This window comes from Ruegeria sp. AD2(2025), assembly GCF_056542385.1.
The window spans coordinates 64,469-88,991 of sequence record NZ_JBQFZS010000003.1 but is presented as its reverse complement, the minus strand read 5'-3'; the positions used below and the strand labels follow the sequence as shown (position 1 = coordinate 88,991).

Genomic DNA, 24,523 nt, shown 5'->3' with positions numbered 1-24,523 from the left:
TGGCCAAAAATATCCCGGGGATGAATTGGCCGCAGGCCAAGAAGGGGCTGGCCCCTTCAACTCGCTCTCAACAAAAAACCCCCGCGGCCAGCGGCGCGGGGGCTCTCATCAAGCGGATAGAAGAACGCTTTAGTCTTTCTTGCCCTTCACGGGTGCCCACAGACGCTTGTTCACAAGATACAGCAGCACCGACAGAACGGTCAGGAACAGAACACCGACAAAGCCTGCATTCTTGCGATCCATCATCTTCGGCTCGGCCGCCCACATCAGGAAGGCGGAAACGTCTTCCGACATATGCTCGACCGAGTTCGAGTGGCCATCGGCAAACTCGACCTGCTCATCCGACAGCGGCGGGGCCATCGAAATCCAGCCGCCAGGGAAGGCTTTGTTCTCATAAAGAACCGTGCCGGCCTCTTCCTTTTCCTCACCGGTATAGCCATCCAGCAGCGAGGCGATGTATTCCGCGCCACCCATACCTTTGACTAGCTGGTTGATGCCCAGACCGTAGGGCCCGTGGAAGCCCGCGCGGGCCTTGGCCATCAAGCTGAGGTCCGGCGCGCCAACACCGTCATTGGCTGGGAAGTGGTCGGTCGGAATGGCCGGACGGAAATCATCCAGCTCGGGATCGAACACTTCGAAGTTGCCCGCCGCATAGGCGATCACTTCTTCTTCCGAATAGCCCAGCGCTTCCAGATCCCGCAGAGGCACATAGCGCAGGCCGTGGCAGGCCGCGCAGACCTCGGTATAGATCTGAAGACCACGTTGCAGCTGGTTCTGATCCCAGGTCCCGAACGGGCCCTCGAACGAGAACTGGAAGTCCTCGATATGCTGCTCACCGCCACCTGCCGCAAAGGTCGAGGCGGGCGCAAGGGCCAAGGCAAACGCGGCACCGATTGCAAGTTTCTTGAACATGATTCCGGTCCCTCTTCTTACTCGGCCGGCGTGGCGTCGGCATCAGCCTTGCCATAATGCGCGTTGAAGTCTTCTTCGATGGTCTCGGGCTGCGCCTCGGGCTTCTCGATCACGCCAAGGATCGGCAGGATCACGAAGAAATAGGCGAACCAATAAGCCGACGCGATCAGCGAGAAGGTCGCATAGGGCTCCTCGGCGGGCATCGCACCCAGCCACATCAGGGCAAAGAAATCGATGACCAGCAGGTAGAACCACCATTTGAACATCGGACGGTACTTGCCCGACCGCACGCTCGAGGTATCCAGCCACGGTGCCAGCGCCATCGCCAGGATGGCACCGAACATCGCGATCACACCAAAGAACTTGGCGTCGATGATGCCACCAGTGATGAAGCTGGCGAATTGCACAACCCAGACCTCACCGGTGAAGGCGCGCAAGATCGCGTAGAACGGCAGGAAGTACCATTCGGGCACGATGTGTGCAGGCGTGACCAGCGGGTTGGCCTCGATATAGTTATCGGGGTGGCCCAGATAGTTCGGCATAAAGCCCACAATCGCCCAGAACACCACGAGGATCACGGCCAGCGCAAACAGGTCCTTGATCACGAAGTAGGGCCAGAAGGGCAGCGTGTCTTTCTCGGCCTCGGCTTTCGAGCCACGGCGCACTTCAACACCTGTCGGGTTGTTGTTGCCAGTGGTGTGGAAGGCCCAGATATGCACGATGACCAGCGCCGCAATCACGAACGGCAGCAGGTAGTGCAGCGAGAAGAAGCGGTTCAGCGTGGCGTTGTCCACCGCGGGTCCGCCCAGCAGCCAGGTCTGGATCGCGTCACCAACAAAGGGGATCGCGCCAAACAGGCCGGTGATCACGGTCGCACCCCAGAAGGACATCTGGCCCCAAGGCAGAACATAACCCATGAAGGCGGTGCCCATCATCATCAGGTAAATCAGCATCCCGACGATCCACGTGATCTCACGCGGGGCTTTGTACGAGCCGTAGAACAGGCCACGGAAGATGTGGATGTAAACCGCAACAAAGAACAGCGACGCGCCGTTCATGTGCAGATAGCGCAGCATATAGCCGCCATTCACGTTGCGCATGATGTGTTCGATGCTGGCAAAGGCCAGATCAACATGCGGGGTATAGTGCATCACCAGAACGATACCGGTGACGATTTGCAGCGCCAGGCAGAACGCCAGGACGATGCCCCAGATCCACCACCAGTTCAGGTTCTTGGGGGTGGGGATCATGATGGTGTCGTAAATCAGGCCGACAACGGGCAAGCGGCTGTTCAGCCACTTCTCGCCGTTTGTCTTCGGCTCGTAATGATCGTGGGGAATTCCGGACATCTGGGTCTCCCTTAGCCGAGTTTGATGGTGCTGTTGTCGACCCACTCGGCGGGCGGGACAGGCAGGTTTTCAGGCGCGGGGCCTTTGCGGATACGACCGGCAAGGTCATAGTGCGAGCCGTGGCAGGGGCAGAACCAGCCGCCAAAATCACCGGCATCGCCCAGCGGCACACAGCCGAGGTGGGTGCAGACACCCATCTGAACGATCCACGCGCCGGGCGCTTCGCCCTCGGGCGAGGGCATCACGCGGTTGGCGTCGGTCGCAGGCGCATCCGCCGGCTGGTTGAAGTTGCGGGCCAGCGGATCTGGCAGCGCATCGACACCTTCGGCATCCTGCTCTTGCGCCTTCTGGATTTCGGCACCGGTGCGGTGACGGATAAAGACGGGTTTACCCAGCCATTTCACGGTCAGCTGCGTACCCGGCTCGACCCCGCTGACATCCACGCGGATCGACGACAGCGCTTGAACGTCTGCCGATGGGTTCATTTGATTCACCAGGGGCCAAACGGCTGCCCCCGTCGCAACGACACCTGCGCCGCCAGCGACGTAGTAGAGGAAATCTCTGCGGGTGCCTTCGTGGTCTTCTGCGTGGGACACGAGGTTTTCTCCGATTCCGACGCCCGGGGTTTCGGGCAAACATGCATAAGCACCGCATCAAAGCGGCATCATATCGCGGCTATCTAGCCGGGAGAAATCGGTTCGTCCAGCGGTCAAAGGCGCGCACTACGCCGCATCCGGGCATTCATGTCACTACGAAGGGGTGAAATTTCAAGTTCTGCGCCCGGTTTCGGCGGTGGACCCCACAAAAACCACCGAATCATCCGGCAGATGATTCGGCACGTGCCTACCGGCGACGCCGCATCTTTCATCCGGCAATCGCGGGGCCTTAAAAATGGCGCGGTGTCGCCCAGGTCTCGTCACGGATTTGCCAGCGTGTTTTCAATTTTCAGACGAAGAAGGGCCTCGTAAATAACTAGTCCAAAATAGATATTTCACGGGTCCCGGTTCCCTCCAGATTTCTGTTGCACTTTATGCGCGAGCCGTCCAACCCGATCCGCAACTCCAACTCGCAACACGGGAAAAGCCATGTCAAAGATCACAGCCATCGCCGCGCTGCTTGCGCTCGTCACATCCGGTCATGCTCAGGCCGCAGGCGACCCCGCGAAAGGCGAAAAGCTCTATAATCGCTGTTCCTCCTGCCACGCGATCATCAAGGACGGTGAGGTTCTGGTCAAAGGCGGCATCACAGGCCCGAATCTCTATGGGGTGGTCGGGCGCACAGCTGGCACCGAATATGACTACCTGAACGGCAGTGAACGCCTGCCTGTTGGCATGTTCACCGACGACATGATCCGCGCGGGCGCAGAAGGGCTGGTCTGGACCGAAGAAAACATCGCGGCCTATTCCAAAGACCCGATCGGGTTCATCAAGGATTATCTCGACGACGAGAAGGCCCGCCCGAACATGAGCGTCAAGCTGAAGAAAGGGGCCGAGGATATCGCGGCCTATCTGGTCACGTTCAGCGACCAATAAGCCCGAACCACCGGGCGACGATCAAAGGTCGCGCATCAGCGCGGCCAATTGCCCGATCTCCGATCCGATGCCACTGGCATCAACCTGATCCGCCGCCGCTTGCCGCACCGCATCCGGTTTGTTCTGGCTCAGCTTCCAGGTGCCCTGAATATCCCCGATCACCAGACGGCAAGGCACGATCATCCGCATCATCCTGTCCAGCGCCTCTGCGGTCATCTTGCGCGTCATCCAGGGCGGCTTAGGCAGCAGACGGTTCTCAAACGCCGCGGACTGCCGATCCAGCAACGCCCTCAACTCCTCTGCGGGCCGCAATTCCAAACGGCCTGCCAGATGCACCGCCACATAGTTCCAGGTGGGCACCTGGTCCTCGATCCCGTACCAGTCGGGCGAGACATAGCTATCAGGCCCCGACACCGCGATCCGCGCAGGCTGGGCCTGCTGCAGCGCCCGTACAATCGGATTCGACCGCACCAGATGCAGTTCGGCCAGCGTTGCATCCTCGCTCAGCAGAAACGGCACATGGCTCAACAATGGCGCCTCGGTGCCAGAGACGGCCAACACACCAAAACCCCGGTCGCGGGCAAAGGCGATATGACGCGCGCGGTCCTCGGCGCGGAAGGCAGGGTTGGGGTGCATCGGCGGTCCTCCTGTCAAATCTCTTGCAGAGCACAGCGGTCCTTGGCAAGGTCCGTTCTGTTCTCAGGGCGGGGCGAAATTCCCCACCGGCGGTATGCGGGCTGCGACCCGTAAGCCCGCGAGCGGCTTCGGATCATCCGAGGTGTCAGCAGATCTGGTGAGACGCCAGAGCCGACGGTCATAGTCCGGATGAAAGAGAACGTGCAGCGCGTCGCACAGCGGCGCGTCTGCCCGTGATCGCCTTGGGTGACGTGTCTGTTGCGAAAGGAGATCACCATGACACACACCCGCTATGCTTTCATCAAAGCCAACTGGCATTCCGACATCGTTGACCGCGCGCTGGATGGGTTCCTAGAACTCATCCCCGCCGACCAGATCGACGTCTTTGACGTCCCGGGCGCGTTCGAGATGCCTCTTCTGGCCCGCGATCTGGCCCAAACCGGACGCTACGCCGCGGTCGCCTGCGCCGCCTTTGTGGTGGATGGCGGCATCTACCGCCATGATTTCGTGGCTCAAGCCGTGGTCGACGGCCTGATGCGCGCGGGGCTCGACACCGGCATACCCATACTGTCGGTCTCGCTGACCCCGCACCAGTATCAGGAAACCGACCACCACAACGCCATCTACCGCGATCATTTCGTGCAAAAAGGCCGCGAGGCCGCGCAAGCTGCGCTCAGCATCACAAGAACCCGGCTGGCCCTGAAAGCGGCCTGATCCTTCTTCTGTTCAAAAATACTTCGGGGGAGTCGCGCCTGCGCGACGGGGGCAGCGCCCCCTCCCCCGCTTTCCACATGCAAATCCACTTGAGGCCAAGGGCTCTCCCCGCTAATCACAACCCCGCAAAGGAGCACGCCCCATGTCGATGAACAGTTTCGGACATCTCTTCCGCGTCACCACCTGGGGCGAAAGCCACGGGCCCGCCTTGGGCGCGACGGTGGATGGCTGCCCTCCGGGCGTAACAATCGACGAAGCGACGATCCAGCACTGGCTGGACAAGCGCAAACCGGGGCAGAACAAGTTCACCACCCAGCGGCGTGAACCCGATCAGGTGAAAATCCTGTCCGGCGTGTTCGAGGGCCAGACCACCGGAACCCCGGTCCAACTGATGATCGAGAACACCGATCAGCGCTCGAAAGACTACGGCGATATCATGGACAAGTTCCGTCCGGGCCACGCGGATATCACCTACTGGCAGAAATACGGTATCCGCGACTATCGCGGTGGCGGGCGCAGCTCGGCCCGTGAAACCGCATCCCGCGTCGCCGCTGGCGGGCTGGCCCGCGAGGCCATCAAACAGATCGCGCCGAATGTGCAGATCACCGGCTATATGACGCAGATTGGCCCGCACAAGATTGATCGCGCCAATTTCGACTGGTCGCAGATCGAACAGAACCCCTTCTGGACCCCAGATGCCCAGGCCGCCAAGAACTGGGCCGCTTATTTGGACGACCTGCGCAAATCCGGCAACTCGGTCGGTGCCGTGGTCGAGGTCGTGGCCCGCGGCGTTCCCGCCGGGATCGGTGCGCCGGTTTACGCCAAGTTAGACACTGATCTGGCCTCCGCGATGATGTCGATCAACGCGGTCAAAGGCGTCGAGATCGGCGAGGGCATGGCCGCCGCCGAACTGACCGGAGAGGCCAACGCAGACGAGATTTTCATGGGCCAGAACGGCCCGCAATACAGCTCAAACCACGCGGGCGGCATTCTGGGCGGCATCTCGACCGGGCAGGATGTCGTGGTGCGCTTTGCGGTCAAACCGACCTCATCGATCCTGACCACCCGCAAGACCATCACCAAGTCCGGCGAAGAGACCGAGATCATCACCAAGGGCCGCCACGACCCTTGCGTCGGCATCCGCGCCGTGCCGGTCGGTGAGGCGATGATGGCCTGCGTGATCCTCGATCACCTGCTGCTGCATCGCGGTCAGATCGGCGAGAATCGTGGGCATATCGGCTGATCTGCGCACCCGCCTGCGCGGCATTGTTGCCCAGCGGATGGAAACCGATCCGGCGCATGATCTTGCGCATCTGGACCGGGTCTGGATCAACGCGCAGGCCATTGCGGATGCAGATACCGACAGGGCGGTTCTGCTGGCGGCCAGCTATCTGCATGATCTGGTGAACCTGCCCAAGAACGACCCTGAAAACCATCTGGCCTCACGGCAATCTGCGGTGAAATCAGAGCCTATTCTGCGGGAACTGGGCTATTCATCGGCCGGCATCGCTGCCGCGCAACACGCGATTGAAGCGCATAGTTTCTCGGCCCAGATCCCCCCGGAAACGCCCGAGGCCCGCATTCTGCGCGACGCAGACCGTCTGGACGCGTTGGGCGCGGTCGGGATCGCGCGTACTTTTTCGGTAGCAGGCGCGCTGGGGCGAGCACTTTACGATTCTGCAGATCCTTTTGCCGAGAACCGCCCGCTGGATGATCTGCGTTACTCGATCGATCACTGGAAGGTGAAACTGCTGACGCTGCCCGGAGACATGCTGACCGATGCGGGGCGGGCCATGGCGCAGGACCGGGTGGATGTCATGCTGCGGTTTCTGGAGCAATTCGCCCGGGAAATCGCGGCCACGCTGCCAGCGGATTGGAAAGCCCCCTAGCCAACCGTTGATCTTTTGGCCGTAAAAGCGCAGGTTCGCGCCAATGGCAAAACCCTTAACATCGCATCGACCCGTCCTGGCCGTGGTCCTGAAGCTGTGTGCCTTGTTCCTGTTCACCTCGATGGGTGCGCTGGTCAAGGCGCTGTCGGCCGAGTTCCCGCCGGGCCAGATGGTGTTCTTCCGGTCTCTGTTTGCGATTCCCGTCATCATCGGCTGGCTGCTCTTGCGCGGGGAACTGGCGCAGGGCTTTGTGGTGAGGAAACCCATGGGCCATTTCTGGCGCGGCGTTCTTGGGACCAGCGCCATGGGCCTGACCTTCACCGGCCTCAGCCTGCTGCCGCTGCCCGAGGTGACCGCGATCGGCTATGCCACGCCGATCTTCACCCTGATCCTTGCCGCCGTAATGCTGGGCGAGCGTATCCGGTTGATCCGCATCGGCGCGGTGGCCATCGGCCTACTTGGGGTACTGATCATGATCTGGCCCAGATTGGGGGGCAACAACATCGAGGCTACGGCCACTATCGGCGCGCTCTGCGTGCTGGCGGCGACCATCGCGCGCGCTTTTGTGCAGATTCACATCCGCCAGCTGGTGCAGGTCGACCACCCCGCCGCCATCGTGTTCTATTTCTCCCTGACCGCCACGCTGCTGTCGGGGCTGACCGCGTTCTGGGGCTGGACGATGCCGAACTGGCAGCACGCCGCCACGCTGATCGCCATGGGCCTGACCGGGGGTGTGGCGCAAATCCTTGTCACCTCGTCCTATCGGTTCGGGCAGGCGTCGATGCTGGCGCCCTATGATTACACCACGATGCTGTTTGCCATCGTTATCGGTTATGTCTGGTTCGACGAATTGCCGACTCTGGTGATGCTGGCGGGGGCGGCGCTGGTGATCGCGGGCAATGTGCTGGTGATCCTGCGCGAACGGCAACTGGGGCTGGAACGCGGCAAGGCGCGGTCGGTCACCGATCCCAAAGGCTGATCTTTACCTTTCCCGAACTTCGCTTACCTTGGGCCGGACAATCAACAGAGGTTTCCCGATGAGCGACGCGCAGGACCACAAGGAAAAGATGCAGAAGGTGCAGGCCCAGCACCGCAAGAAAGTGTCCGAGGCCGTTGATCCCGGCCGCGGTCTGGTGCTGATCAACACCGGCAAGGGCAAGGGCAAATCCTCGGCCGCGTTCGGCGTGGTGATCCGGGCGCTGGGCTGGGGTCAGAAGGTCGCCGTGGTGCAGTTCATCAAGGGCAAGTGGAAAACCGGCGAGCGGCGGTTCTTCGAGGACCGCGATCTGGTCACATGGCACACGATGGGCGAAGGGTTCACCTGGGACACACAGGACCGCGAGCGCGACATCGCTGCCGCCAACGCCGCCTTTGACAAGGCCCGCGCGCTGATGGAGAGCGGAGAGTATGATCTGGTCGTTCTCGACGAGATTAACATCGCGCTGCGTTACGAGTACCTCTCGGTCGCGCAGGTGATCGACGGGCTGAAGGCCCGCTCGGACAAGACCAGCGTGTTTCTTACAGGGCGCGATGCACCACAGGACTTGCGCGATTACGCCGATCTTGTGACGGAAATGACCGAAGAGAAGCACCCGTTTCAGGCCGGGATCAAGGCGCAGCGCGGGGTGGATTTCTAACCTTTCGATCCGTCTTTTGCGGCTGGATCTGTCGACGGTTTCTGGTGATCGCGCCTGCGGCAGCGTTCGGCGTCACAGGTCTTGTGATCCAGATAGGCCGCAACGTCCAAGGCCAGCCCATCGCAATCGCAGGACGTGCAGCAGGGATCAGCCAGCAGTTCTTCGAAACGGTCGCGCAAGCGGGCCTCCTTAGGGTCGTTTCCGGGGCGGTGGCGGGCCGTCACGCGTCATTGCTAAGCCTACTGACCGCCCCGAAAGCCGGGGCTTGATGCCGGGGCATCTGGCGTTGCGTTATATCTGATTGTTTTTGTCGGAATTTTCAAGGGTGAAGTTTCAGCACCAAAAAAGCCGGTATTAGTGCCAAATGATGAGCCGCGCGTGGGCAACGCGCGGCTCGAAACAACGACGGGCAGTGTATGGGATGGCTCACGCCGCCGCTGTTTGCTCGGGCGCGCTCAGCGAGATCACGGCCACCACGGCGGCACCGTTCAGCCAGTAGAACCACGCATCCAGACCCGAAAAGCCGAACAGGCTGGGTGTCAGCAGGAACACGATGCCCACGGTCAGATCCACGGCCAGATGGAACTTATAGGGCAGGACGCGCCAAATCCCCAGATGGTGATCGGTCAGCACGGTCAGCACAAAAGCCGCAACGCCGGTGGCAACCGACAGCCACAGCGCCAGCGGGTTGGATTGACCCAGCCCCAGCAGAAACGGCAGCCCCATCAGCGCAAAGGCGACGGGATAATCGAGATACGCATGGACCGAGCGGGTGACGAAACGCAGGGACATCAGAACTTCCTTTCCTGAAACAGTGATACCCCAAAGATAGGCCCGGATTCGGGACCCGTGCAGGCCAGATCGTTTCAGAGATATTGCCGATCGTTCAGAAGTTCCGGCGGATCAATGCATCGCCCGGTACGCGGCGGGCGACAGGCCGACCTGTTTCTTGAAGACGCGCGAAAAGGCGGCCTCGGACGCATAGCCGACCTCGGCCGCCGCATCGGCCACGTTCCAGCGGCTTTCGGTCAGCCCGTGGCAGGCGATCTGCATCCGCCAGTCGGTCAGGTATTGCATCGGCGTGGTGCCCATCTTCTCGGCAAAAAGCTGGGCAAAGGCGGTGCGCGACATCCCCGCCTCACGCGCGAGGGTCGCCACGCTCCAATCCTCGGCCGGGGACTGGTGAAACGCAGTCAGCGCGCGCGAGATGCGGGGGTCGGCAAACCCGGCCAGCGCCGCGCCGTCGGGGCTTTGGTGTTCCAGATAGGCGCGGATGGCCTGCGCAAACAGCACTTCGGACAGTTTCAGCGCGATCAGGTCGCCGCCGATGCGCGCGCCCGATACCTCGGATCCGATCATACGCAACGTGGCCTCGATCCAGGCGCCGGCCTCTTCGCCGTAATTCTCAATCAGAATATAGGGCGGCAGGCGGTCGATCAGCATATGCCCGGTGCCGCCGCGCCCCGCCGGACCGGTGAACGAGAAATGGCCACAGATCAGCTGCGTATCGCGCTCTTCTTCGTTGCCGCCATAGATCAGAACGCCATCCCCGTTATAACCCGCCAGTTCCAGCACCTGTTCCAGCGGCAGGGCATCGACGGGCTTGACCTCGTTGCACAGCAGGGCATGGGCCGCTCCGTGGGGGATCAGGATCAGATCACCCTGCCGCAGGCGCAGGGTCTCGCCCGTGGTCGAGATATATACTTTCATCTCGCCGCGCTGGACGAAATGAAACCGCGCCACGTTTTCGAACGCAGGCACCTGAATGCCGAAGGGCGGCGTGAAGGAGGTGCGGAAATAGAACGTGCCCCGCAGGGACAGACGGGTGAGGATATCGCTGAGAAGGTCCAACATGGGCGTCATGTTAGGCGTTTCCGTGCGTTCGTCCAGCCAGCGGGACGCTCTGCACGTAAAATTGCACGGGCTGCAACAAGAACCCCCGCCGGGGCGGGGGTTCGTTGGTCAGGCGCGGACCAGCTTTTCGTAGTCTTCGGCGATCTCACGGGTCAGGTCGCCGACCTCGAACGTATAGTCACCGATCTGCCCGACCGGCGTGACCTCGGCGGCGGTGCCGGTCAGCCAGCATTGTTCGAAATCGGCCATCTCTTCCGGTTTGATACGGCGTTCGTGGACGGTGATGCCCTTGTCTTTCAGCATCCCGATCACCGTTTGGCGGGTGATGCCGTTCAGGAAGCAATCGGCCAGCGGGGTATGCACCTCTCCATCCTTGACGAAGAACACGTTCGCGCCGGTCGCCTCGGCCACATTGCCGTTGAAATCCATGAACAGCGCGTCCGAGCAGCCCTTAGCCTCGGCCTTGTGCTTCGAGATGGTGCAGATCATGTAAAGGCCCGCCGCCTTGGCGTGAACCGGGATGGTCTCGGGGCTGGGGCGTTTCCATTCTGCAATGTCCAGCTTGGCCCCCTGCATCTTGGCGTCGCCGTAATAGGCCCCCCACGGCCAGACCGCGATGGCCATCCGCACCGGGTTCTTGGCAGACGCGACACCCATATCCTCGCCCGAGCCGCGCCAGACCAGCACGCGAACATAGGCGTCCTGCAACCCGCTGGCTTTCAGCGCCTCGTCCTTGGCGGCTTCGATCTGGTCCACGTCATAGGGCATCGGCATGTCCAGCGCCTCGGCCGAGGCGATCAGACGCTCGGAATGTTCGCGGCTTTTGAAGATCTTGCCGTTATAGGCGCGCTCACCCTCGAACACGGATGAGGCATAGTGCATCGCGTGCGACAGGATGTGCACGTTGGCCTCGCGCCAGGGGACAAGCTCTCCATCCATCCAGATGACACCGTCACGATCATCATATCCCGCCATGCGAACCTCCTGCGCCGGGTTAGATTTACAATTATTGCGCAAATTAAGTCCGATCTGGTCATAAAATTGCGCAAATTCTGCGATTCGATACCTGTTCGCTCTTGGAATGTCAACAACACTGACATAAACTCGGGCGCAGCAACACATGAGGCCCATCATGTCCGACACCCGGCCTGCCCCGGTTTTTGGCGGCGAAAGTCTTTTGTTTCTGACGGATGAGCAGCTTCGTCAGGGGATCGAGGCGATGTTTTTCGCCTATCGCGGCTTTACCGCCGACCCTGACCGCATTCTGGCCGAGATGGCCTATGGCCGCGCCCATCACCGGGCAATTCACTTCATCAACCGCGCGCCGGGCACGACAGTCAATAATCTGCTGGCGATCCTGGGGGTGACGAAACAGTCTCTGAACCGAGTATTGCGGGCGCTAATCGAGGACGGGTTGGTCGAAAGCCGGGTGGGAACGGTGGACAAACGCGAACGACACCTATTTCTGACTCAGAAGGGCAGCGCGCTGGAGGCCACCCTGTCGGACGCCCAGCGCGCCCGGATGCGCGCCGCCTACAAGGATGCGGGCCCCGAGGCGGTGGCCGGGTTTCGCAAAGTGCTTGAAGCGATGATGGATGCTGATATGCGTCGTGCATATACCAAACTGCGGGATACCACCTCATGAGCGATATGGACGCCCATCTGCTGATCGTCGACGATGATGAACGCATCCGCGACCTGCTCAAGAAGTTCCTGATGCGCAGCGGCTTTCTGGTGACGGCCGCGCGGGATGCGGCCCATGCGCGACGGGTGCTGTCGGGGCTGGATTTCGACTTGATCGTGCTGGATGTGATGATGCCGGGCGAGGACGGGGTCAGCCTGACCCGCGCCTTGCGCGACAGCAACGCAACGCCGATCCTGCTGCTGACCGCCAAGGGCGAGACCGAGCATCGCATCGCGGGGCTTGAGGCCGGGGCGGATGATTATCTGGCCAAACCGTTCGAGCCCAAAGAGTTGCTGTTGCGGATCAATGCGATCCTGCGGCGGATGCCCGAGACCCCGGCGCAGGAGACCGCGGCCAAGATCCTGACTCTGGGGCCCATCCGGTATGACATCGAGCGCGGAGAGATGTGGCAGGGCGAGGATCCGGTGCGTCTGACCGCGACCGAGAGCCAGTTGATGAAGATTTTCTCGGCCCGGCCCGGCGAGCCGATCAGCCGCGCCAAGCTGGTTGAGGATCTGGGCCGCGACAAGGGGCAGGCGCAGGAACGGGCGGTGGATGTGCAGATCACCCGTCTGCGGCGCAAGATCGAGCAGGACCCCAAGCAACCCCGCTATTTGCAGACCGTTCGGGGCGCGGGGTATATGCTGGCGCCTGATTGATTTGCCGCTGCGCGGCGATTCTTGCCTTCGGCGAGGATATTTTTAGCCAGATGAAGAGGGGATCCCGATGGCAACCGCGCTTTTGACCCATGCCGATTGTCTGGGCCATGTGACACCGGATGGACATCCCGAGCGGGTGGCGCGGTTGGAACATGTGTTGCATGCGCTGGAAGGATTGGACCTGAAGCGCGTCACCGCCCCGTTGGCCGCCGAGGACGATCTGTTGCGGGTGCATCCGCAGAGCCATATCGACGAGATACGGCGCAGCAGGCCGGTTGACGGGTTCACGCAGATTGATGGCGATACGTTTATGTCACCGGGCTCGGTCGATGCGGCTTATCGCGCGGCGGGGGCGGCAGTGCGGGCGGTGGATCTTGTACTGGGCGGAGACGTGCAGAATGCGTTCTGTGCCATTCGTCCACCGGGGCATCATGCGGAATCCGAGACGGCGATGGGGTTCTGCCTGTTCGGCAATGCCGCGCTGGCCGCGAAACATGCGCTGGATCACCATGGGCTGAGTCGCGTGGCGGTGGTCGATTTCGATGTGCATCATGGCAATGGCACGCAGGACCTGTTGTGGGATGAGGCCCGCGCGCTGGTGATCACCAGCCAGCAGATGCCGCTGTGGCCCGGGTCGGGGCGACCGGATGAGACCGGGGTGCATGACACTGTTCTGAATATCCCTCTGGCCCCCGGCACCGGCGGGGCCGAGATGCGGGCCGTCTACGCGGCGCAGGCCTTTCCGCGTCTGCGGGCTTTCCGGCCCGAGTTGATCATTGTCTCGGCCGGCTTCGATGCGCATCAGGACGATCCGTTGGCCAATCTCAACTGGTCCACCGGCGATTTTGCCTGGCTGACCGCCGAGCTGTGTAAGATCGCCGATGAGATGTGTGAGGGCCGTATCGTCTCGACTCTGGAAGGCGGGTATGATCTGAACGCGCTGGCCGAGGCGTCCCGCGCCCATGTAGAAGAACTGATGAAGGCAGCCCGATGACCGATACTCCCGTAGATCAGATGACATTTGAACAGGCGATGAAAGAGCTTGAGGCCGTGGTCGGCCAGTTGGAACGCGGCGATGTGGCTCTGGATCAGTCGATTGCCTTGTACGAGCGCGGCGCGGCGCTGAAGAAGCGCTGTGAAGATGAGTTGAAGCGGGCCGAGGAAAAGGTGGCCGCAATCACTCTGGATGCCGGAGGGCAGCCGACCGGGACGACACCTGTCGACGGTCAGTAAATGTTTCGTGAGCAACTGGCGCAGGATGCGGCGCGGATTCAGGATCACTTTGATCTGGTTCTGGGGGCGTTTGACGATCTGGATGTGACGCGCGCGATGGCTTATGCCGCGCAAGGCGGCAAGCGGCTGCGCGGGTTTCTGGTGCTGGAAAGCGCGCGACTGCATGATGTTGACGGGACCCGCGCGATCTGGCTTGCCGCAGGGATCGAGGCGCTGCACGCCTATTCGCTGGTGCATGACGATCTGCCCTGCATGGATGATGACGACCTGCGGCGCGGACGGCCCACCGTGCATGTGAAATGGGATCAGGGCACCGCTGTTCTGGCGGGTGATGCGCTGCAGACGCTGGCCTTTGAGCTTTGCACCCGGCCCCAGGTCGGGGACGCTGAAATACGTGCCGAACTGGCTCTGACATTGGCCAAGGCGAGCGGTGCGCAGGGCATGGTGTTGGGGCAGGCGCTGGATATTGCGGCAGAAACGGCGGCAGCGCCGCTGACGCTGGAGCAGATTACACGGCTTCAGGCCGGGAAGACCGGTGCGCTGATCGAATGGGCGGCCTGCGCGGGCGCGCGGCTGGCACAGGTCGATCCGGAACCGTTGCGCCAATATGCCCAAGCTCTTGGCCTTGCCTTTCAGATCGCCGATGACATTCTGGATGTTGAGGGCGATGCCGAAAAGGCCGGAAAGCGGCTGCAGAAGGATGCCGATGCGGGCAAGGCGACCTTTGTTTCGCTGCTGGGTTTGGATGCGGCGCGGACCCGTGCCACGGAACTGGTCGACGAAGCCTGCGCTGCGCTGGACACCTATGGCGCGCGCGCCGAAACCTTGAAGGACGCCGCCCGCTTCGTTATTGCCCGGGACAGCTAAGCCAGGAACGCCATATGTCTGACCGCCCGAATACGCCTCTGCTGGACCTTGTGAACCGCCCTGCGGACCTCAAGCAGTTTTCGGACGCGCAGTTGCATCAGGTGGCGCAGGAGTTGCGGGCCGAGACGATCTCGGCTGTCTCCGTCACTGGCGGGCATCTGGGGGCGGGTCTAGGCGTGGTGGAACTGACCACGGCGCTTCATGCGGTGTTCGATACGCCGCGGGACAAGATCATCTGGGATGTCGGCCACCAGTGTTATCCGCACAAAATCCTGACCGAACGGCGGGATCGTATCCGTACCCTGCGGATGAAGGACGGCCTCAGCGGTTTCACAAAGCGCAGCGAGAGCCCTTATGACCCGTTTGGCGCGGCCCATTCCAGCACCTCGATCAGTGCGGCGCTGGGGTTTGCCGTGGCGCGCGATCTGGGCGGTGTGACGCCCGAGGGGTTGGGGGATGCGATTGCGGTGATCGGCGATGGCTCGATGTCGGCGGGCATGGCCTTTGAGGCGATGAACAATGCAGGCCATCTGAAGAAGCGCCTGATCGTGATCCTCAACGACAATGAAATGAGCATTGCGCCCCCCGTAGGCGCGCTGTCCAACTACCTGTCGCGCATCTATGCCGAGGAACCGTTTCACGAGCTGAAGGCCGCCGCCAAGGGCGCGGTGTCGCTGCTGCCCCAACCGTTCCGCGAAGGGGCCAAGCGCGCCAAGGAGATGCTAAAAGGCATGGCCATGGGCGGCACCCTGTTTGAAGAGCTGGGTTTTTCCTATCTGGGCCCCATCGACGGGCATGATCTGGACCAGTTGCTGCCGGTGCTGCGGGCGGTCAAGGCGAAGGCGACCGGGCCGATCCTGATCCATGTGCTGACCAAGAAGGGCAAGGGCTATGCCCCCGCCGAGCAGGCCCGCGACAAGGGCCATGCGACCGCCAAATTCGATGTGGTGACGGGTGAGCAGAAAAAGGCACCCTCTAACGCGCCGTCCTATACGTCTGTCTTTGGCAAGACGCTGGTCGAGGAAGCGGCGCGCGATGACAAGATCGTGGCCGTCACCGCCGCAATGCCGGATGGCACCGGGCTGAACCTGTTTGCCGAGCGCTACCCGTCGCGTTGTTTCGACGTGGCGATTGCGGAACAGCATGGGGTGACCTTCTCGGCGGCGCTTGCTGCAGGCGGGATGAAGCCCTTCTGCGCGATGTATTCGACCTTCTTGCAACGCGGGTACGATCAGGTGGTGCATGATGTGGCGATCCAGCGCCTGCCGGTGCGCTTTGCCATCGACCGCGCGGGGCTGGTGGGGGCAGATGGGGCTACCCATGCGGGCTCGTTCGACATCGCCTATCTGGCCAATCTGCCGGGCATGGTGGTGATGGCCGCCGCCGATGAGGCAGAACTGATGCATATGGTCGTCACCGCCGTGGCCCATGATGACGGCCCCATCGCGTTCCGCTATCCGCGGGGCGAGGGCGTGGGCGTCGACCTGCCCGAACGTGGCGAGGTGCTTGAGATCGGCAAGGGCCGGATCATCCAGACCGGCGCACGGGTGGCGCTGTTGTCCTTCGGCACCCGTCTGGCCGAAGTGCAAAAGGCGGCCGAGGCTCTGTCAGCCCGCGGCATCACCCCCACCATTGCCGATGCGCGCTTTGCCAAGCCGCTGGATCGGGACCTGATCCTTGATCTGGCCGCGAACCATGAGGCGCTGATCACCATCGAAGAGGGCGCTGTGGGCGGGTTCGGCAGCCATGTGGCGCAGCTCTTGGCGGATGAGGGCGTCTTTGATGCGGGGTTGAAATACCGCTCGATGGTGCTGCCGGATATCTTCATCGACCAGGCCAGCCCCGCGGATATGTACGCGGTCGCGGGCATGAATGCGGAACAGATCGAGGCCAAGGTGCTCTCGGTTCTGGGTGTCACGACCATCGGCGAAAAACGCGCCTAGGCGGTGCCGGGGCCGATTCCCGGATTGGTGTGAGGCGTTGAAAACACCCGGAAATACGTATTTTCGACTCACCATTATGCAAACCTGCCTGAAAAATAAACTTTTTCAGAAATGACATAAGTCAAGTAGCAGCCTTCCCACCTGCGCTAACAGCAGACTCGGGGTGCATCCAACCACCGCCCCACCGCACAAGGTCGCAAGCGTATGAGTAAGCTAGCCAGCCGCCGCGCATTTCTACGGGGAGAAGTGCTGCGGTCCGACAAGGCATCCATCTACCCCCCGGGGGCAGAGCCTGATTTTACCGGGCTGTGTACGCAGTGCGACGAATGCCGCGAGGCCTGCCCCGAGGATATCATCACCTTCGACGCGCAAGGCTGGCCCGTGGTTCAGCTCGAAGCGGGTCCCTGCACCTTTTGCGGCGATTGCGTCAGCGCCTGCCCCACCGGCGCGCTCAACGCCGATCTGATGGCGGACTGGCCATGGCGCGCCAAGGTGTCCGCCTCGTGCCTGTCGATGAACCGTGTCAGCTGCCGCGTCTGTCAGGACGTTTGCGACCACAACGCCATCCGGTTCCGTCTTCAGACAGGCGGCCGCGCCGAACCCGTTCTGGACACCGACAACTGCACCGGATGCGGAGCCTGCGCCAGCGCCTGCCCCGCCGGATCGGTCAGCTTTGAACGCCACACCCCACCCGCACCGGAGGTTGCCTTATGAACATCTGTGGATGCCTCGTGCATGTGACCCCCGAAACCACCCAAAGCGCGCAGGACGCGATCGCGCGTACGAACGGGGCCGAAGTTCACGCGGCGGCCGAGGATGGCCGCCTTGTTGTCGTGGTCGAGGATACGCCGGAAAAACTGGCGTCCGAGACGATCATGGATCTGCACCAGATCCCGGGCGTGATCTCTCTGTCCCTGACCTATCACCATTTCGAAGACCTTGCGGAGACCCGTCCGCACCTCAACGCTTCCCGCCAGATATAAAGCCGGAGACCCATGTCATGACCATCTCTGAATCCCGCCGGACATTCCTGAAATCAACCGCGGCCGCCGCGACGGCCTCAGCCGCCGGTCTGCCGCTTGCGACCGGGCAGGCCAACGCGCAGATCGGCAACCCGGATATCCGCTGGGACAAGGCCGCGTGCCGGTTCTGCGGCACCGGCTGCTCGGTCCTGATCGGCACCAAGGACGGGCGCGTCGTCGCCACGCAGGGCGACCCGGACGCGCCGGTGAACCGGGGTCTGAACTGTATCAAGGGCTATTTCCTGTCCAAGATCATGTACGGCAAGGACCGCCTGACCACACCGATGCTGCGCAAATCCAACGGCCAGTACGACAAGAACGGCGAATTCGAGCCCGTTTCGTGGGACGAAGCCTTCGACGTCATGGCCGCCAAATGGAAAGAAGCGCTGGCCAAGAAAGGCCCGACAAGCGTGGGTATGTTCGGCTCGGGCCAGTGGACCGTCTGGGAAGGCTATGCCGCCGCCAAGATGATGAAGGCGGGCTTCCGCTCGAACAATATCGACCCCAACGCGCGGCACTGTATGGCCTCTGCCGTGGTGGGCTTTATCCGCACCTTCGGTATCGACGAGCCGATGGGCTGCTATGACGACCTTGAGCACGCGGATACCTTCGTGCTGTGGGGCTCGAACATGGCCGAGATGCACCCGATCCTGTGGTCGCGCCTGACCGACACGCGCCTGACCAAGCCGGGCTGCGAGGTGCATGTGCTATCGACCTATGAACACCGCTCGTTCGAGCTGGCCGATAATGGCATGATCTTTGCGCCGCAGACCGATCTGGCGATCCTGAACTATATCGCCAACTACATCATCCAGAACGGCGCGGTGAACGAGGAATTCGTCAAGAACCACGTCAACATCACCAAGACCGCCACCGATATCGGCTATGGCCTGCGCGACAATCACCCGCTGCAAGAGGCCGCCGAGAACCCCAATGTCGGCAAGATGGAACCGATCAGCTTCGAGGAATATGCCGAAGCGGTTTCGAAATACACGCTGGAATATACGTCCGAGCTGTCCGGCGTCCCCGCCGCCTCACTCGAACGTCTGGCCCAGCAATACGCCGATCCCAACCGCAAAGTGATGAGCCTGTGGACCATGGGCTTCAACCAGCACACCCGCGGATCGTGGGTGAACTCGCTGATGTATAACGTGCACCTGCTGGTGGGTAAGATCTCGGAACCCGGCAACTCGCCCTTCTCGCTGACCGGTCAGCCGTCGGCCTGCGGCACAGCGCGCGAGGTCGGCACCTTTGCCCACCGTCTGCCCGCCGACATGGTGGTGATGAACGACAAGCACCGCGAGATTTGCGAGAAAGCCTGGAACGTGCCCGCCGGCACTATCCCGGCCAAGCCCGGCTTCCACGCCGTGCTGCAGCACCGCAAACTGAAAGACGGCGACCTGAACGCCTATTGGGTACAGTGTACCAACAACATGCAGGCCGCGCCCAACATCAACGAAGAAGGCTATCCCGGCTACCGCAACCCCGAAAACTTCATCACCGTGTCGGACCCCTATCCGACCGTGACCGCGCTGTCGGCTGACCTGATCCTGCCCACCGCCATGTGGGTCGAGAAAGAAGGCGCCTATGGCAACGCGGAACGCCGCACACAGTTCTGGCGTCAGCAGGTCAAGGCCCCGGGCGAGGCCAAGTCGGATGTCTGGCAGGTCATGGAGTTCTCAAAACGCTTCACCGTCGAGGAAGTCTGGGGCGAGGAATTGCTGGCCACTATGCCCGAACATCGCGGCAAGACCATGTATGACGTGATCTTCGCCAACGGCACGATCGACAAATACCCGCTGTCGGAAACCGCCGAAGGGTTCGACAACGACGAATCCGAACACTTTGGCTATTACGTGCAGAAAGGCCTGTTCGAGGAATATGCCGAATTCGGGCGCGGCCATGCGCACGATCTGGCCCCGTTCGAGGTCTATCATCAGGCCCGCGGCCTGCGCTGGCCGGTCGTGGACGGCAAGGAAACGCTGTACCGCTTCCGCGAAGGCTATGACCCCTATGTCGAGGCCGGGGCGGGCGTGCAGTTCTATGGCAAGCCGGATGGCAAGGCGAACATCATCTTTGCGCCCTATGAACCGGCGGCCGAGGAGCCGGATGACGAATTCAATCTGTGGCTCTGCACCGGTCGTGTGCTGGAACACTGGCATTCGGGGTCGATGACCCGCCGGGTTCCCGAACTGCACCGCGCCTATCCGGCCGCCGTAGTCTACATGCATCCCGAAGACGCCAAGGAACGTGGTCTGCGCCGCGGTCAGGAGATCGTCCTGTCCACACGTCGGGGCGAGGTCAACAGCCGGGTCGAGACCCGGGGCCGCAACAAGGTGCCGCGCGGTCTGGTCTTCATGCCGTGGTTCGACGAAGGCCAGCTGACCAACAAGCTGACGCTGGACGCGACCTGCCCGCTGTCGAAAGAGACCGACTTCAAGAAATGCGCTTGTAAGATCGAGCGCGCGTAACGGGCAGACAAGGCAAAGGTTGTCCCCATGTCTCGTGTTGGCCCTCCCCTCTCGCCACAGCGGCGCCGGTTCCTGCAGGACTCGGCGCGCGCTGCGGGTGGCTGCGTTGCAGCCGGGTCGCTGCTGGCCTGGCTGGCGCGGGACGCACGGGCATTGCCCGCCGAGGCGCTGCGCCCCCCCGGAGCGCTGCCGGAAAAGGACTTCCTGTCCGCCTGTATCCGCTGTGGTCTGTGCGTGCGGGACTGCCCCTATAACACGCTGAAGCTGGCCGAACTGGGTGTCGATGCGGTTGCCACCGGCACCCCCTATTTCACGGCGCGCGACGTGCCCTGCGAGATGTGCGATGACATCCCCTGCGTCGCTGCCTGCCCCACCGGGGCGCTGGACCCCGGGTTGGACAATATCGACGACGCCGAGATGGGCGTGGCGGTGCTGGTCGATCAGGAAAACTGCCTGAACTTCCTCGGCTTGCGCTGCGACGTCTGTTACCGCGTCTGCCCCGTCATCGACGAGGCAATCACGCTGGAAACCGAACACAACGCCCGCTCGGGCCACCATGCGGTATTCATCCCGACGGTCCATGCCGACCACTGCACCGGCTGCGGCATGTGCGAAAAAAGCTGCGTTCTGCCCGAGGCCGCGATCAAGGTGCTGCCGACGCGTCTGGCGCGTGGCAGCAGCGCCGAACACTACCGCAAGGGCTGGGAAGAAAAAGAGGCCAAGGGCGCGCCGGTTGTCGAAGGCATCATCGACCTGCCCGACCGCCTGCCCGGACCGGGCACCGACAATCTGGTCACGCCGGGCGGGTTCGAGCCCAGCTTCAAACTGCCGGAGGTCACGCAATGACCGCCCGCACACATCTGCCGCTGGGACAAGAGGCCATCGAGGTCAAGGGTTGGGTTGGAGCCCATAAATACCTGCTGCTGCGCCGCGCCAGTCAGCTGTTCTTTCTGCTGCTGTTCCTGCTGGGCCCGTGGTTCGGCATCTGGATCGTGCAGGGCACGCTGGCGGGCTCGTTGACCCTTGGTGTGCTGCCGCTGACCGACCCGTTTGTGTTCCTGCAAAGCCTTGTGGCCGGGCACTGGCCCGAACTGACCGCCGCCCTCGGCGCGGCCATCGTGCTGGTCGCCTATGCGCTGATCGGGGGCCGCGTCTATTGCTCGTGGGTGTGCCCGATCAACCCGGTGACCGACGGGGCGCACTGGCTGCACCGCAAGCTGGGGCTGCAAAAGGGCTGGCAGCCCAAGCGCACCACCCGACTGTGGATCATGGTAACGGTGCTGATCGTATCCGGCCTGACGGGCGTCATCGCGTGGGAGTTGGTGAACCCGATCACCATGCTGCATCGCGGGCTGGTCTTTGGCATGGGCTTTGTCTGGGCGATGGTCACGGCCATCTTCCTGTTCGACCTGTTCGTCTCGCGCCATGGATGGTGCGGGCATGTCTGTCCGGTCGGTGCCTTCTACGGGCTGGTGGGGCACAAGGCGATGCTACGGGTCAGCGCGACCAACCGCTCGGCCTGTAACGACTGCATGGACTGCTACGCCGTCTGTCCGGAAAACCACGTGATCTCTCCGGCGCTGAAAGGCATGGAGGACAGCACCCCATTGATCCTGTCGCCCGACTGCACCAATTGCGGCCGCTGCATAGATATCTGCGCCGTGGACGTTTTCAAATTCACCCATCGGTTCGACGCGCTGACCGTCGCGCCACCGGAATCAACCGCCGCGCCCGAGCCGCGCGCCTCAAGACCTTTTTGAAGGAGTGAGAAGATGAAGAAATCGATCTTGTTGGGCCTTGCCCTGATCCCGCCGCTGCTCCTCGGTGGCCTGGCCCTTGCGCAGTCCAGCGGGGTGTCGACCTTGCGCGGCGCAGAAGTCGACGAACCGGTCATTCTGGATCAGGTTCACCGCAATGCCGAAGGCCGCGTGCAGCGCAACTACCGCCAGCAGCCGCCAGTGATCCCACACAAGGCGGACCAGTACCAGATCGACCTGCGTACCAACCAGTGCCTGTCATGCCATGACTGGACCAAGGCGGGCGAGCGCAACGCGCCCACCTTGTCGATGACCCACTATCTGGACCGCGACGGCAACGAGTTGGATCAGATCGCCGGCACCCGGTATTTCTGCAACCAGTGCCACGTGCCGCAGGCCGATGCACCCCCGCTGGTCGACAATGTCTTCCAGCCGTCCAACTGATCCACTGATTGTCTGAAAGGAGCACCAATATGGCCGACTCCCCCGAAAAACGCGGCTGGCTTGGCCGTCTCTGGAACGGGTTCTGGACACCGGCGGTGATGTTCAGCTCGGGGTTCTTAATCCTTGCCGGCTTTCTGGCGGGTATCCTGTTCTGGGGCGGTTTCCACTGGACGCTCGAGATTACCAACACCGAAGAGTTCTGCGTGTCCTGCCACACGATGGAAACCAATCTGGGCGAATACCGCGAGACGGTTCACTACAACAACCACTCGGGCGTACGCGCGATCTGTTCGGACTGCCACGTGCCGGATGAATGGAACCACAAGATCAAGGCCAAGATCATGGCGGTCAAGGATGTCTATCATGAACTGGCCGGAACCATCAGCACGCCCGAGAAATACGAAGAGCATCGCCTGAGCATGGCCTCGGCCGTGTGGAAAAAGATGAAGGCGTCGGACAGCCGCGAATGCCGCAACTGCCACAACTTCGACTATATGGACTTTACCATTCAGGAAACCCGCGCCGCCTCTGAGCACCAGCGCGCCATCGACAACAATATGACCTGTATCGACTGCCATCAGGGCATCGCACACAGCCTGCCGCCGGACTATCTGGAGGAATACCAGAACGTCACCGAGGCGCTGAATGCCGAAGGCAAGGCCCTGCAGCAGCAGGCCGCGGTGGACGGAGACGACATCCGCACCTTCCTGAACACCAGTACCGATTAAGGCGGGGGCACAGATGCTTGAATTACTTGGAACCATCGGCGGCAACATCCTGAGCCTGCCGGGCATCCTGGGCCTCGGCCTTGGCATGATGACGCGTCAGATCTGGCTGGGGGCCCTGCTGGGCGGTCTGGTCGGAGTGCTGGAAACGCTGGTCTTTGCGGGTTGGCAGTTTTCCCATGTGGAAGGGCTGGAACTGGGGATTGCCATCGCTGTCGGCCTGTGCGCAGGCAGCCTGGGCAGCGTCATCCGCCGCAAGGGCACCGTCGCCGCCTGAAACAGACCGGTCCGGCGGCACCGCCGGGCCAGCCTTTAGCGGCCCCAGTTTTCAGCCGGGTCGCTTTCTGCATAGTCCCGCAACAGCGAAACATCCGATATTTCGGCATGGTTGCGGTTGATCTTCACGCCCACCGCCTTGAGCCGCGAAAACGCCCGGCTCAGGCTCTCGGGTTTCATCCCCAGACGCCCCGCGATCAGCATCTTGTCATAGGGCAGCGCCACATCGCAGGCACCCTGCTGATCATCGCACAGCCCAAGCAGGAACTCGGCCACCCGCTGCGCGCCGGTCTGCGCCTTCAGCTGTTCCAACTGCGCCACCAGCGAATGCAGATGGGTAAAGGTGGCCGCCAGGATCGAGATCCCGATCTCGGGGTCCTCTTTCATCAGCGAGGTCAGGATCGGGCTGGGGATGTGCATCACATCGCAGGCCGAGACCGCCTCGGCCGAGACCGGGTAGGGCACATTGCGCAGCGCCACCGCCTCGCCGAAGCTGTCGCCGCGGGTGAACACGCTGACCACCGCCTCGGCCCCGGTGGGGGTCATGCGGAACAGCTTGACCCAGCCGTCAAGAACCACGTGAATGGCCTGTGCCTCTTCCTCTTGCAGAAAGATGGTCTCACCCCGGTCATACTGGCGCCAGATCGCGTGGCTCAGCAATGTCTCGACATGCTGATCCGGCAGACTGCGCAGCAGCAGCGATTGCCGCGCGATCGCCTTTTGTGCCTCATGAGACATGAAAACACCCCCCTTATTCCTGCCGACGCTGATGCGCGGTGGGTCCATCCCTGTTTCTGCTATGACAGAACCTGCCTGCGTTCGCCATCCCATTATACGGCCCGAACTTGACTATTGTCATGTTACGGGGTCTGCCGCTGGCCTAAACTCGCCTCAAAGCCAGTATTCCGGGGAGCACGCA

General features: G+C 62.2%; 29 protein-coding genes and 1 riboswitch. Of the genes, 20 read left to right on the top strand and 9 right to left on the bottom strand.

Annotation, left to right across the window (positions count from 1 at the left end; genetic code table 11):
- Positions 1-129: 129 nt before the first annotated feature.
- From ACR1XV_RS07870 to petA, 3 genes are read right to left on the bottom strand one after another with little or no spacing between them, the layout of a single operon-like run.
- Positions 130-912 carry a cytochrome c1 gene (locus tag ACR1XV_RS07870; protein ID WP_480530011.1) on the bottom strand — a complete coding sequence of 261 codons (783 nt, stop codon included), beginning with the start codon at positions 910-912 and terminating at the stop codon, positions 130-132.
- Positions 913-929: 17 nt separating this feature from the next.
- Positions 930-2,261: a cytochrome b gene (petB, locus tag ACR1XV_RS07865; RefSeq protein ID WP_480530009.1), complete on the bottom strand. Its 1,332-nt coding sequence runs from the start codon at positions 2,259-2,261 to the stop codon at positions 930-932.
- 11 nt (positions 2,262-2,272) lie between these two features.
- Positions 2,273-2,857 carry a ubiquinol-cytochrome c reductase iron-sulfur subunit gene (petA, locus tag ACR1XV_RS07860; RefSeq protein ID WP_480530007.1) on the bottom strand — a complete coding sequence of 195 codons (585 nt, stop codon included), beginning with the start codon at positions 2,855-2,857 and terminating at the stop codon, positions 2,273-2,275.
- Between the two features lie 489 nt (positions 2,858-3,346).
- On the opposite strand from petA, the gene ACR1XV_RS07855 reads away from it, so the two are divergent.
- Complete coding sequence (locus tag ACR1XV_RS07855) at positions 3,347-3,793, top strand: c-type cytochrome (RefSeq protein WP_480530005.1); 447 nt, start codon at positions 3,347-3,349, stop codon at positions 3,791-3,793.
- 21 nt (positions 3,794-3,814) lie between these two features.
- On the opposite strand, the gene ACR1XV_RS07850 is transcribed toward ACR1XV_RS07855, so the two are convergent.
- The gene (locus ACR1XV_RS07850) at positions 3,815-4,429 is read right to left on the bottom strand and encodes an FMN-binding negative transcriptional regulator (protein ID WP_480530003.1); all 615 of its coding nucleotides are present in this window, start codon (positions 4,427-4,429) and stop codon (positions 3,815-3,817) included.
- Positions 4,430-4,484: 55 nt separating this feature from the next.
- Positions 4,485-4,634, top strand: a riboswitch (FMN riboswitch).
- Between the two features lie 71 nt (positions 4,635-4,705).
- Between ACR1XV_RS07850 and ACR1XV_RS07845 the strand changes: the two genes are divergently transcribed.
- The 5 genes from ACR1XV_RS07845 (at position 4,706) to cobO (ending at position 8,669) form a co-directional block, all read left to right on the top strand.
- The gene (locus tag ACR1XV_RS07845; protein ID WP_480530001.1) at positions 4,706-5,143 is read left to right on the top strand and encodes a 6,7-dimethyl-8-ribityllumazine synthase; all 438 of its coding nucleotides are present in this window, start codon (positions 4,706-4,708) and stop codon (positions 5,141-5,143) included.
- Between the two features lie 142 nt (positions 5,144-5,285).
- Positions 5,286-6,386 (top strand): chorismate synthase, encoded by a 1,101-nt coding sequence (aroC, locus tag ACR1XV_RS07840; RefSeq protein ID WP_480529999.1) that lies wholly within the window; start codon positions 5,286-5,288, stop codon positions 6,384-6,386.
- Positions 6,370-7,032, top strand: a complete 663-nt coding sequence (locus ACR1XV_RS07835; RefSeq protein ID WP_480529997.1) for an HD domain-containing protein — start codon at positions 6,370-6,372, stop codon at positions 7,030-7,032. The genes aroC and ACR1XV_RS07835 overlap by 17 nt, the downstream gene beginning before the upstream one ends.
- A gap of 43 nt (positions 7,033-7,075) precedes the next feature.
- Complete coding sequence (locus ACR1XV_RS07830; RefSeq protein WP_480529995.1) at positions 7,076-8,011, top strand: DMT family transporter; 936 nt, start codon at positions 7,076-7,078, stop codon at positions 8,009-8,011.
- A 58-nt stretch (positions 8,012-8,069) separates the two neighbouring features.
- Positions 8,070-8,669: a cob(I)yrinic acid a,c-diamide adenosyltransferase gene (gene cobO, locus ACR1XV_RS07825; RefSeq protein ID WP_480529993.1), complete on the top strand. Its 600-nt coding sequence runs from the start codon at positions 8,070-8,072 to the stop codon at positions 8,667-8,669.
- Here the strand turns inward: cobO and ACR1XV_RS07820 are convergent.
- The 4 genes from ACR1XV_RS07820 to ACR1XV_RS07805 all read right to left on the bottom strand — a co-directional run bounded on the left by ACR1XV_RS07820 (position 8,666) and on the right by ACR1XV_RS07805 (position 11,498).
- Positions 8,666-8,848: a hypothetical protein gene (locus tag ACR1XV_RS07820; RefSeq protein ID WP_480529991.1), complete on the bottom strand. Its 183-nt coding sequence runs from the start codon at positions 8,846-8,848 to the stop codon at positions 8,666-8,668. The genes cobO and ACR1XV_RS07820 overlap by 4 nt on opposite strands.
- Before the next feature lie 247 nt (positions 8,849-9,095).
- Positions 9,096-9,461, bottom strand: a complete 366-nt coding sequence (locus tag ACR1XV_RS07815; RefSeq protein ID WP_480529989.1) for a hypothetical protein — start codon at positions 9,459-9,461, stop codon at positions 9,096-9,098.
- Between the two features lie 111 nt (positions 9,462-9,572).
- Positions 9,573-10,523, bottom strand: a complete 951-nt coding sequence (locus ACR1XV_RS07810; RefSeq protein ID WP_480530674.1) for an AraC family transcriptional regulator — start codon at positions 10,521-10,523, stop codon at positions 9,573-9,575.
- Positions 10,524-10,631: 108 nt separating this feature from the next.
- A complete protein-coding gene (locus ACR1XV_RS07805) occupies positions 10,632-11,498 on the bottom strand; it encodes a branched-chain amino acid aminotransferase (protein WP_480529987.1) in 867 nt (288 codons plus the stop codon).
- 157 nt (positions 11,499-11,655) lie between these two features.
- Here ACR1XV_RS07805 and ACR1XV_RS07800 point away from each other — a divergent pair, with 157 nt between their 5' ends.
- The 14 genes from ACR1XV_RS07800 to ACR1XV_RS07735 all read left to right on the top strand — a co-directional run bounded on the left by ACR1XV_RS07800 (position 11,656) and on the right by ACR1XV_RS07735 (position 23,605).
- The gene (locus ACR1XV_RS07800) at positions 11,656-12,168 is read left to right on the top strand and encodes a MarR family winged helix-turn-helix transcriptional regulator (RefSeq protein ID WP_480529985.1); all 513 of its coding nucleotides are present in this window, start codon (positions 11,656-11,658) and stop codon (positions 12,166-12,168) included.
- Positions 12,165-12,866, top strand: coding sequence for a response regulator (locus tag ACR1XV_RS07795; RefSeq protein ID WP_480529983.1), 702 nt, complete (start codon positions 12,165-12,167; stop codon positions 12,864-12,866). Before ACR1XV_RS07800 ends, ACR1XV_RS07795 begins: the two co-directional genes overlap by 4 nt.
- A 67-nt stretch (positions 12,867-12,933) precedes the next feature.
- On the top strand, positions 12,934-13,860 hold the full coding sequence (locus ACR1XV_RS07790) for a histone deacetylase family protein (protein ID WP_480529981.1): 927 nt from the start codon (positions 12,934-12,936) through the stop codon (positions 13,858-13,860).
- Positions 13,857-14,099, top strand: a complete 243-nt coding sequence (locus tag ACR1XV_RS07785; RefSeq protein ID WP_480529979.1) for an exodeoxyribonuclease VII small subunit — start codon at positions 13,857-13,859, stop codon at positions 14,097-14,099. Before ACR1XV_RS07790 ends, ACR1XV_RS07785 begins: the two co-directional genes overlap by 4 nt.
- On the top strand, positions 14,100-14,966 hold the full coding sequence (locus ACR1XV_RS07780) for a polyprenyl synthetase family protein (RefSeq protein ID WP_480529977.1): 867 nt from the start codon (positions 14,100-14,102) through the stop codon (positions 14,964-14,966).
- A 14-nt stretch (positions 14,967-14,980) separates the two neighbouring features.
- Positions 14,981-16,909, top strand: coding sequence for a 1-deoxy-D-xylulose-5-phosphate synthase (gene dxs / locus ACR1XV_RS07775; protein WP_480529975.1), 1,929 nt, complete (start codon positions 14,981-14,983; stop codon positions 16,907-16,909).
- A 204-nt stretch (positions 16,910-17,113) separates the two neighbouring features.
- A complete protein-coding gene (napF, locus tag ACR1XV_RS07770) occupies positions 17,114-17,623 on the top strand; it encodes a ferredoxin-type protein NapF (RefSeq protein WP_480529973.1) in 510 nt (169 codons plus the stop codon).
- On the top strand, positions 17,620-17,892 hold the full coding sequence (locus ACR1XV_RS07765; RefSeq protein WP_480529971.1) for a chaperone NapD: 273 nt from the start codon (positions 17,620-17,622) through the stop codon (positions 17,890-17,892). Before napF ends, ACR1XV_RS07765 begins: the two co-directional genes overlap by 4 nt.
- Before the next feature lie 17 nt (positions 17,893-17,909).
- The gene (gene napA, locus ACR1XV_RS07760; protein ID WP_480529969.1) at positions 17,910-20,402 is read left to right on the top strand and encodes a nitrate reductase catalytic subunit NapA; all 2,493 of its coding nucleotides are present in this window, start codon (positions 17,910-17,912) and stop codon (positions 20,400-20,402) included.
- A 27-nt stretch (positions 20,403-20,429) separates the two neighbouring features.
- Positions 20,430-21,248 carry a ferredoxin-type protein NapG gene (napG, locus tag ACR1XV_RS07755; protein ID WP_480529967.1) on the top strand — a complete coding sequence of 273 codons (819 nt, stop codon included), beginning with the start codon at positions 20,430-20,432 and terminating at the stop codon, positions 21,246-21,248.
- A complete protein-coding gene (napH, locus tag ACR1XV_RS07750; protein ID WP_480529964.1) occupies positions 21,245-22,162 on the top strand; it encodes a quinol dehydrogenase ferredoxin subunit NapH in 918 nt (305 codons plus the stop codon). Before napG ends, napH begins: the two co-directional genes overlap by 4 nt.
- Before the next feature lie 12 nt (positions 22,163-22,174).
- Positions 22,175-22,603, top strand: a complete 429-nt coding sequence (locus ACR1XV_RS07745) for a nitrate reductase cytochrome c-type subunit (RefSeq protein ID WP_480529962.1) — start codon at positions 22,175-22,177, stop codon at positions 22,601-22,603.
- 29 nt (positions 22,604-22,632) lie between these two features.
- Complete coding sequence (locus ACR1XV_RS07740) at positions 22,633-23,331, top strand: NapC/NirT family cytochrome c (RefSeq protein WP_480529960.1); 699 nt, start codon at positions 22,633-22,635, stop codon at positions 23,329-23,331.
- A 13-nt stretch (positions 23,332-23,344) separates the two neighbouring features.
- Positions 23,345-23,605 (top strand): hypothetical protein, encoded by a 261-nt coding sequence (locus tag ACR1XV_RS07735; protein WP_480529958.1) that lies wholly within the window; start codon positions 23,345-23,347, stop codon positions 23,603-23,605.
- Between the two features lie 35 nt (positions 23,606-23,640).
- Here the strand turns inward: ACR1XV_RS07735 and ACR1XV_RS07730 are convergent, their stop codons facing one another.
- On the bottom strand, positions 23,641-24,342 hold the full coding sequence (locus tag ACR1XV_RS07730) for a Crp/Fnr family transcriptional regulator (RefSeq protein ID WP_480529956.1): 702 nt from the start codon (positions 24,340-24,342) through the stop codon (positions 23,641-23,643).
- Positions 24,343-24,523: the final 181 nt, after the last annotated feature.

What these genes read in the sequence shown, in the direction of transcription:
- ACR1XV_RS07870 (WP_480530011.1), bottom strand. Translation starts at nt 912, where the DNA reads ATGTTCAAGAAACTTGCAATCGGTGCCGCGTTTGCCTTGGCCCTTGCG.
- petB (WP_480530009.1), bottom strand. Translation starts at nt 2,261, where the DNA reads ATGTCCGGAATTCCCCACGATCATTACGAGCCGAAGACAAACGGCGAG.
- ACR1XV_RS07855 (WP_480530005.1), top strand. Translation starts at nt 3,347, where the DNA reads ATGTCAAAGATCACAGCCATCGCCGCGCTGCTTGCGCTCGTCACATCC.
- ACR1XV_RS07850 (WP_480530003.1), bottom strand. Translation starts at nt 4,429, where the DNA reads ATGCACCCCAACCCTGCCTTCCGCGCCGAGGACCGCGCGCGTCATATC.
- ACR1XV_RS07845 (WP_480530001.1), top strand. Translation starts at nt 4,706, where the DNA reads ATGACACACACCCGCTATGCTTTCATCAAAGCCAACTGGCATTCCGAC.
- aroC (WP_480529999.1), top strand. Translation starts at nt 5,286, where the DNA reads ATGTCGATGAACAGTTTCGGACATCTCTTCCGCGTCACCACCTGGGGC.
- ACR1XV_RS07830 (WP_480529995.1), top strand. Translation starts at nt 7,076, where the DNA reads ATGGCAAAACCCTTAACATCGCATCGACCCGTCCTGGCCGTGGTCCTG.
- cobO (WP_480529993.1), top strand. Translation starts at nt 8,070, where the DNA reads ATGAGCGACGCGCAGGACCACAAGGAAAAGATGCAGAAGGTGCAGGCC.
- ACR1XV_RS07815 (WP_480529989.1), bottom strand. Translation starts at nt 9,461, where the DNA reads ATGTCCCTGCGTTTCGTCACCCGCTCGGTCCATGCGTATCTCGATTAT.
- ACR1XV_RS07810 (WP_480530674.1), bottom strand. Translation starts at nt 10,523, where the DNA reads ATGTTGGACCTTCTCAGCGATATCCTCACCCGTCTGTCCCTGCGGGGC.
- ACR1XV_RS07805 (WP_480529987.1), bottom strand. Translation starts at nt 11,498, where the DNA reads ATGGCGGGATATGATGATCGTGACGGTGTCATCTGGATGGATGGAGAG.
- ACR1XV_RS07800 (WP_480529985.1), top strand. Translation starts at nt 11,656, where the DNA reads ATGTCCGACACCCGGCCTGCCCCGGTTTTTGGCGGCGAAAGTCTTTTG.
- ACR1XV_RS07795 (WP_480529983.1), top strand. Translation starts at nt 12,165, where the DNA reads ATGAGCGATATGGACGCCCATCTGCTGATCGTCGACGATGATGAACGC.
- ACR1XV_RS07790 (WP_480529981.1), top strand. Translation starts at nt 12,934, where the DNA reads ATGGCAACCGCGCTTTTGACCCATGCCGATTGTCTGGGCCATGTGACA.
- ACR1XV_RS07785 (WP_480529979.1), top strand. Translation starts at nt 13,857, where the DNA reads ATGACCGATACTCCCGTAGATCAGATGACATTTGAACAGGCGATGAAA.
- ACR1XV_RS07780 (WP_480529977.1), top strand. Translation starts at nt 14,100, where the DNA reads ATGTTTCGTGAGCAACTGGCGCAGGATGCGGCGCGGATTCAGGATCAC.
- dxs (WP_480529975.1), top strand. Translation starts at nt 14,981, where the DNA reads ATGTCTGACCGCCCGAATACGCCTCTGCTGGACCTTGTGAACCGCCCT.
- napF (WP_480529973.1), top strand. Translation starts at nt 17,114, where the DNA reads ATGAGTAAGCTAGCCAGCCGCCGCGCATTTCTACGGGGAGAAGTGCTG.
- ACR1XV_RS07765 (WP_480529971.1), top strand. Translation starts at nt 17,620, where the DNA reads ATGAACATCTGTGGATGCCTCGTGCATGTGACCCCCGAAACCACCCAA.
- napA (WP_480529969.1), top strand. Translation starts at nt 17,910, where the DNA reads ATGACCATCTCTGAATCCCGCCGGACATTCCTGAAATCAACCGCGGCC.
- napG (WP_480529967.1), top strand. Translation starts at nt 20,430, where the DNA reads ATGTCTCGTGTTGGCCCTCCCCTCTCGCCACAGCGGCGCCGGTTCCTG.
- napH (WP_480529964.1), top strand. Translation starts at nt 21,245, where the DNA reads ATGACCGCCCGCACACATCTGCCGCTGGGACAAGAGGCCATCGAGGTC.
- ACR1XV_RS07745 (WP_480529962.1), top strand. Translation starts at nt 22,175, where the DNA reads ATGAAGAAATCGATCTTGTTGGGCCTTGCCCTGATCCCGCCGCTGCTC.
- ACR1XV_RS07740 (WP_480529960.1), top strand. Translation starts at nt 22,633, where the DNA reads ATGGCCGACTCCCCCGAAAAACGCGGCTGGCTTGGCCGTCTCTGGAAC.
- ACR1XV_RS07735 (WP_480529958.1), top strand. Translation starts at nt 23,345, where the DNA reads ATGCTTGAATTACTTGGAACCATCGGCGGCAACATCCTGAGCCTGCCG.
- ACR1XV_RS07730 (WP_480529956.1), bottom strand. Translation starts at nt 24,342, where the DNA reads ATGTCTCATGAGGCACAAAAGGCGATCGCGCGGCAATCGCTGCTGCTG.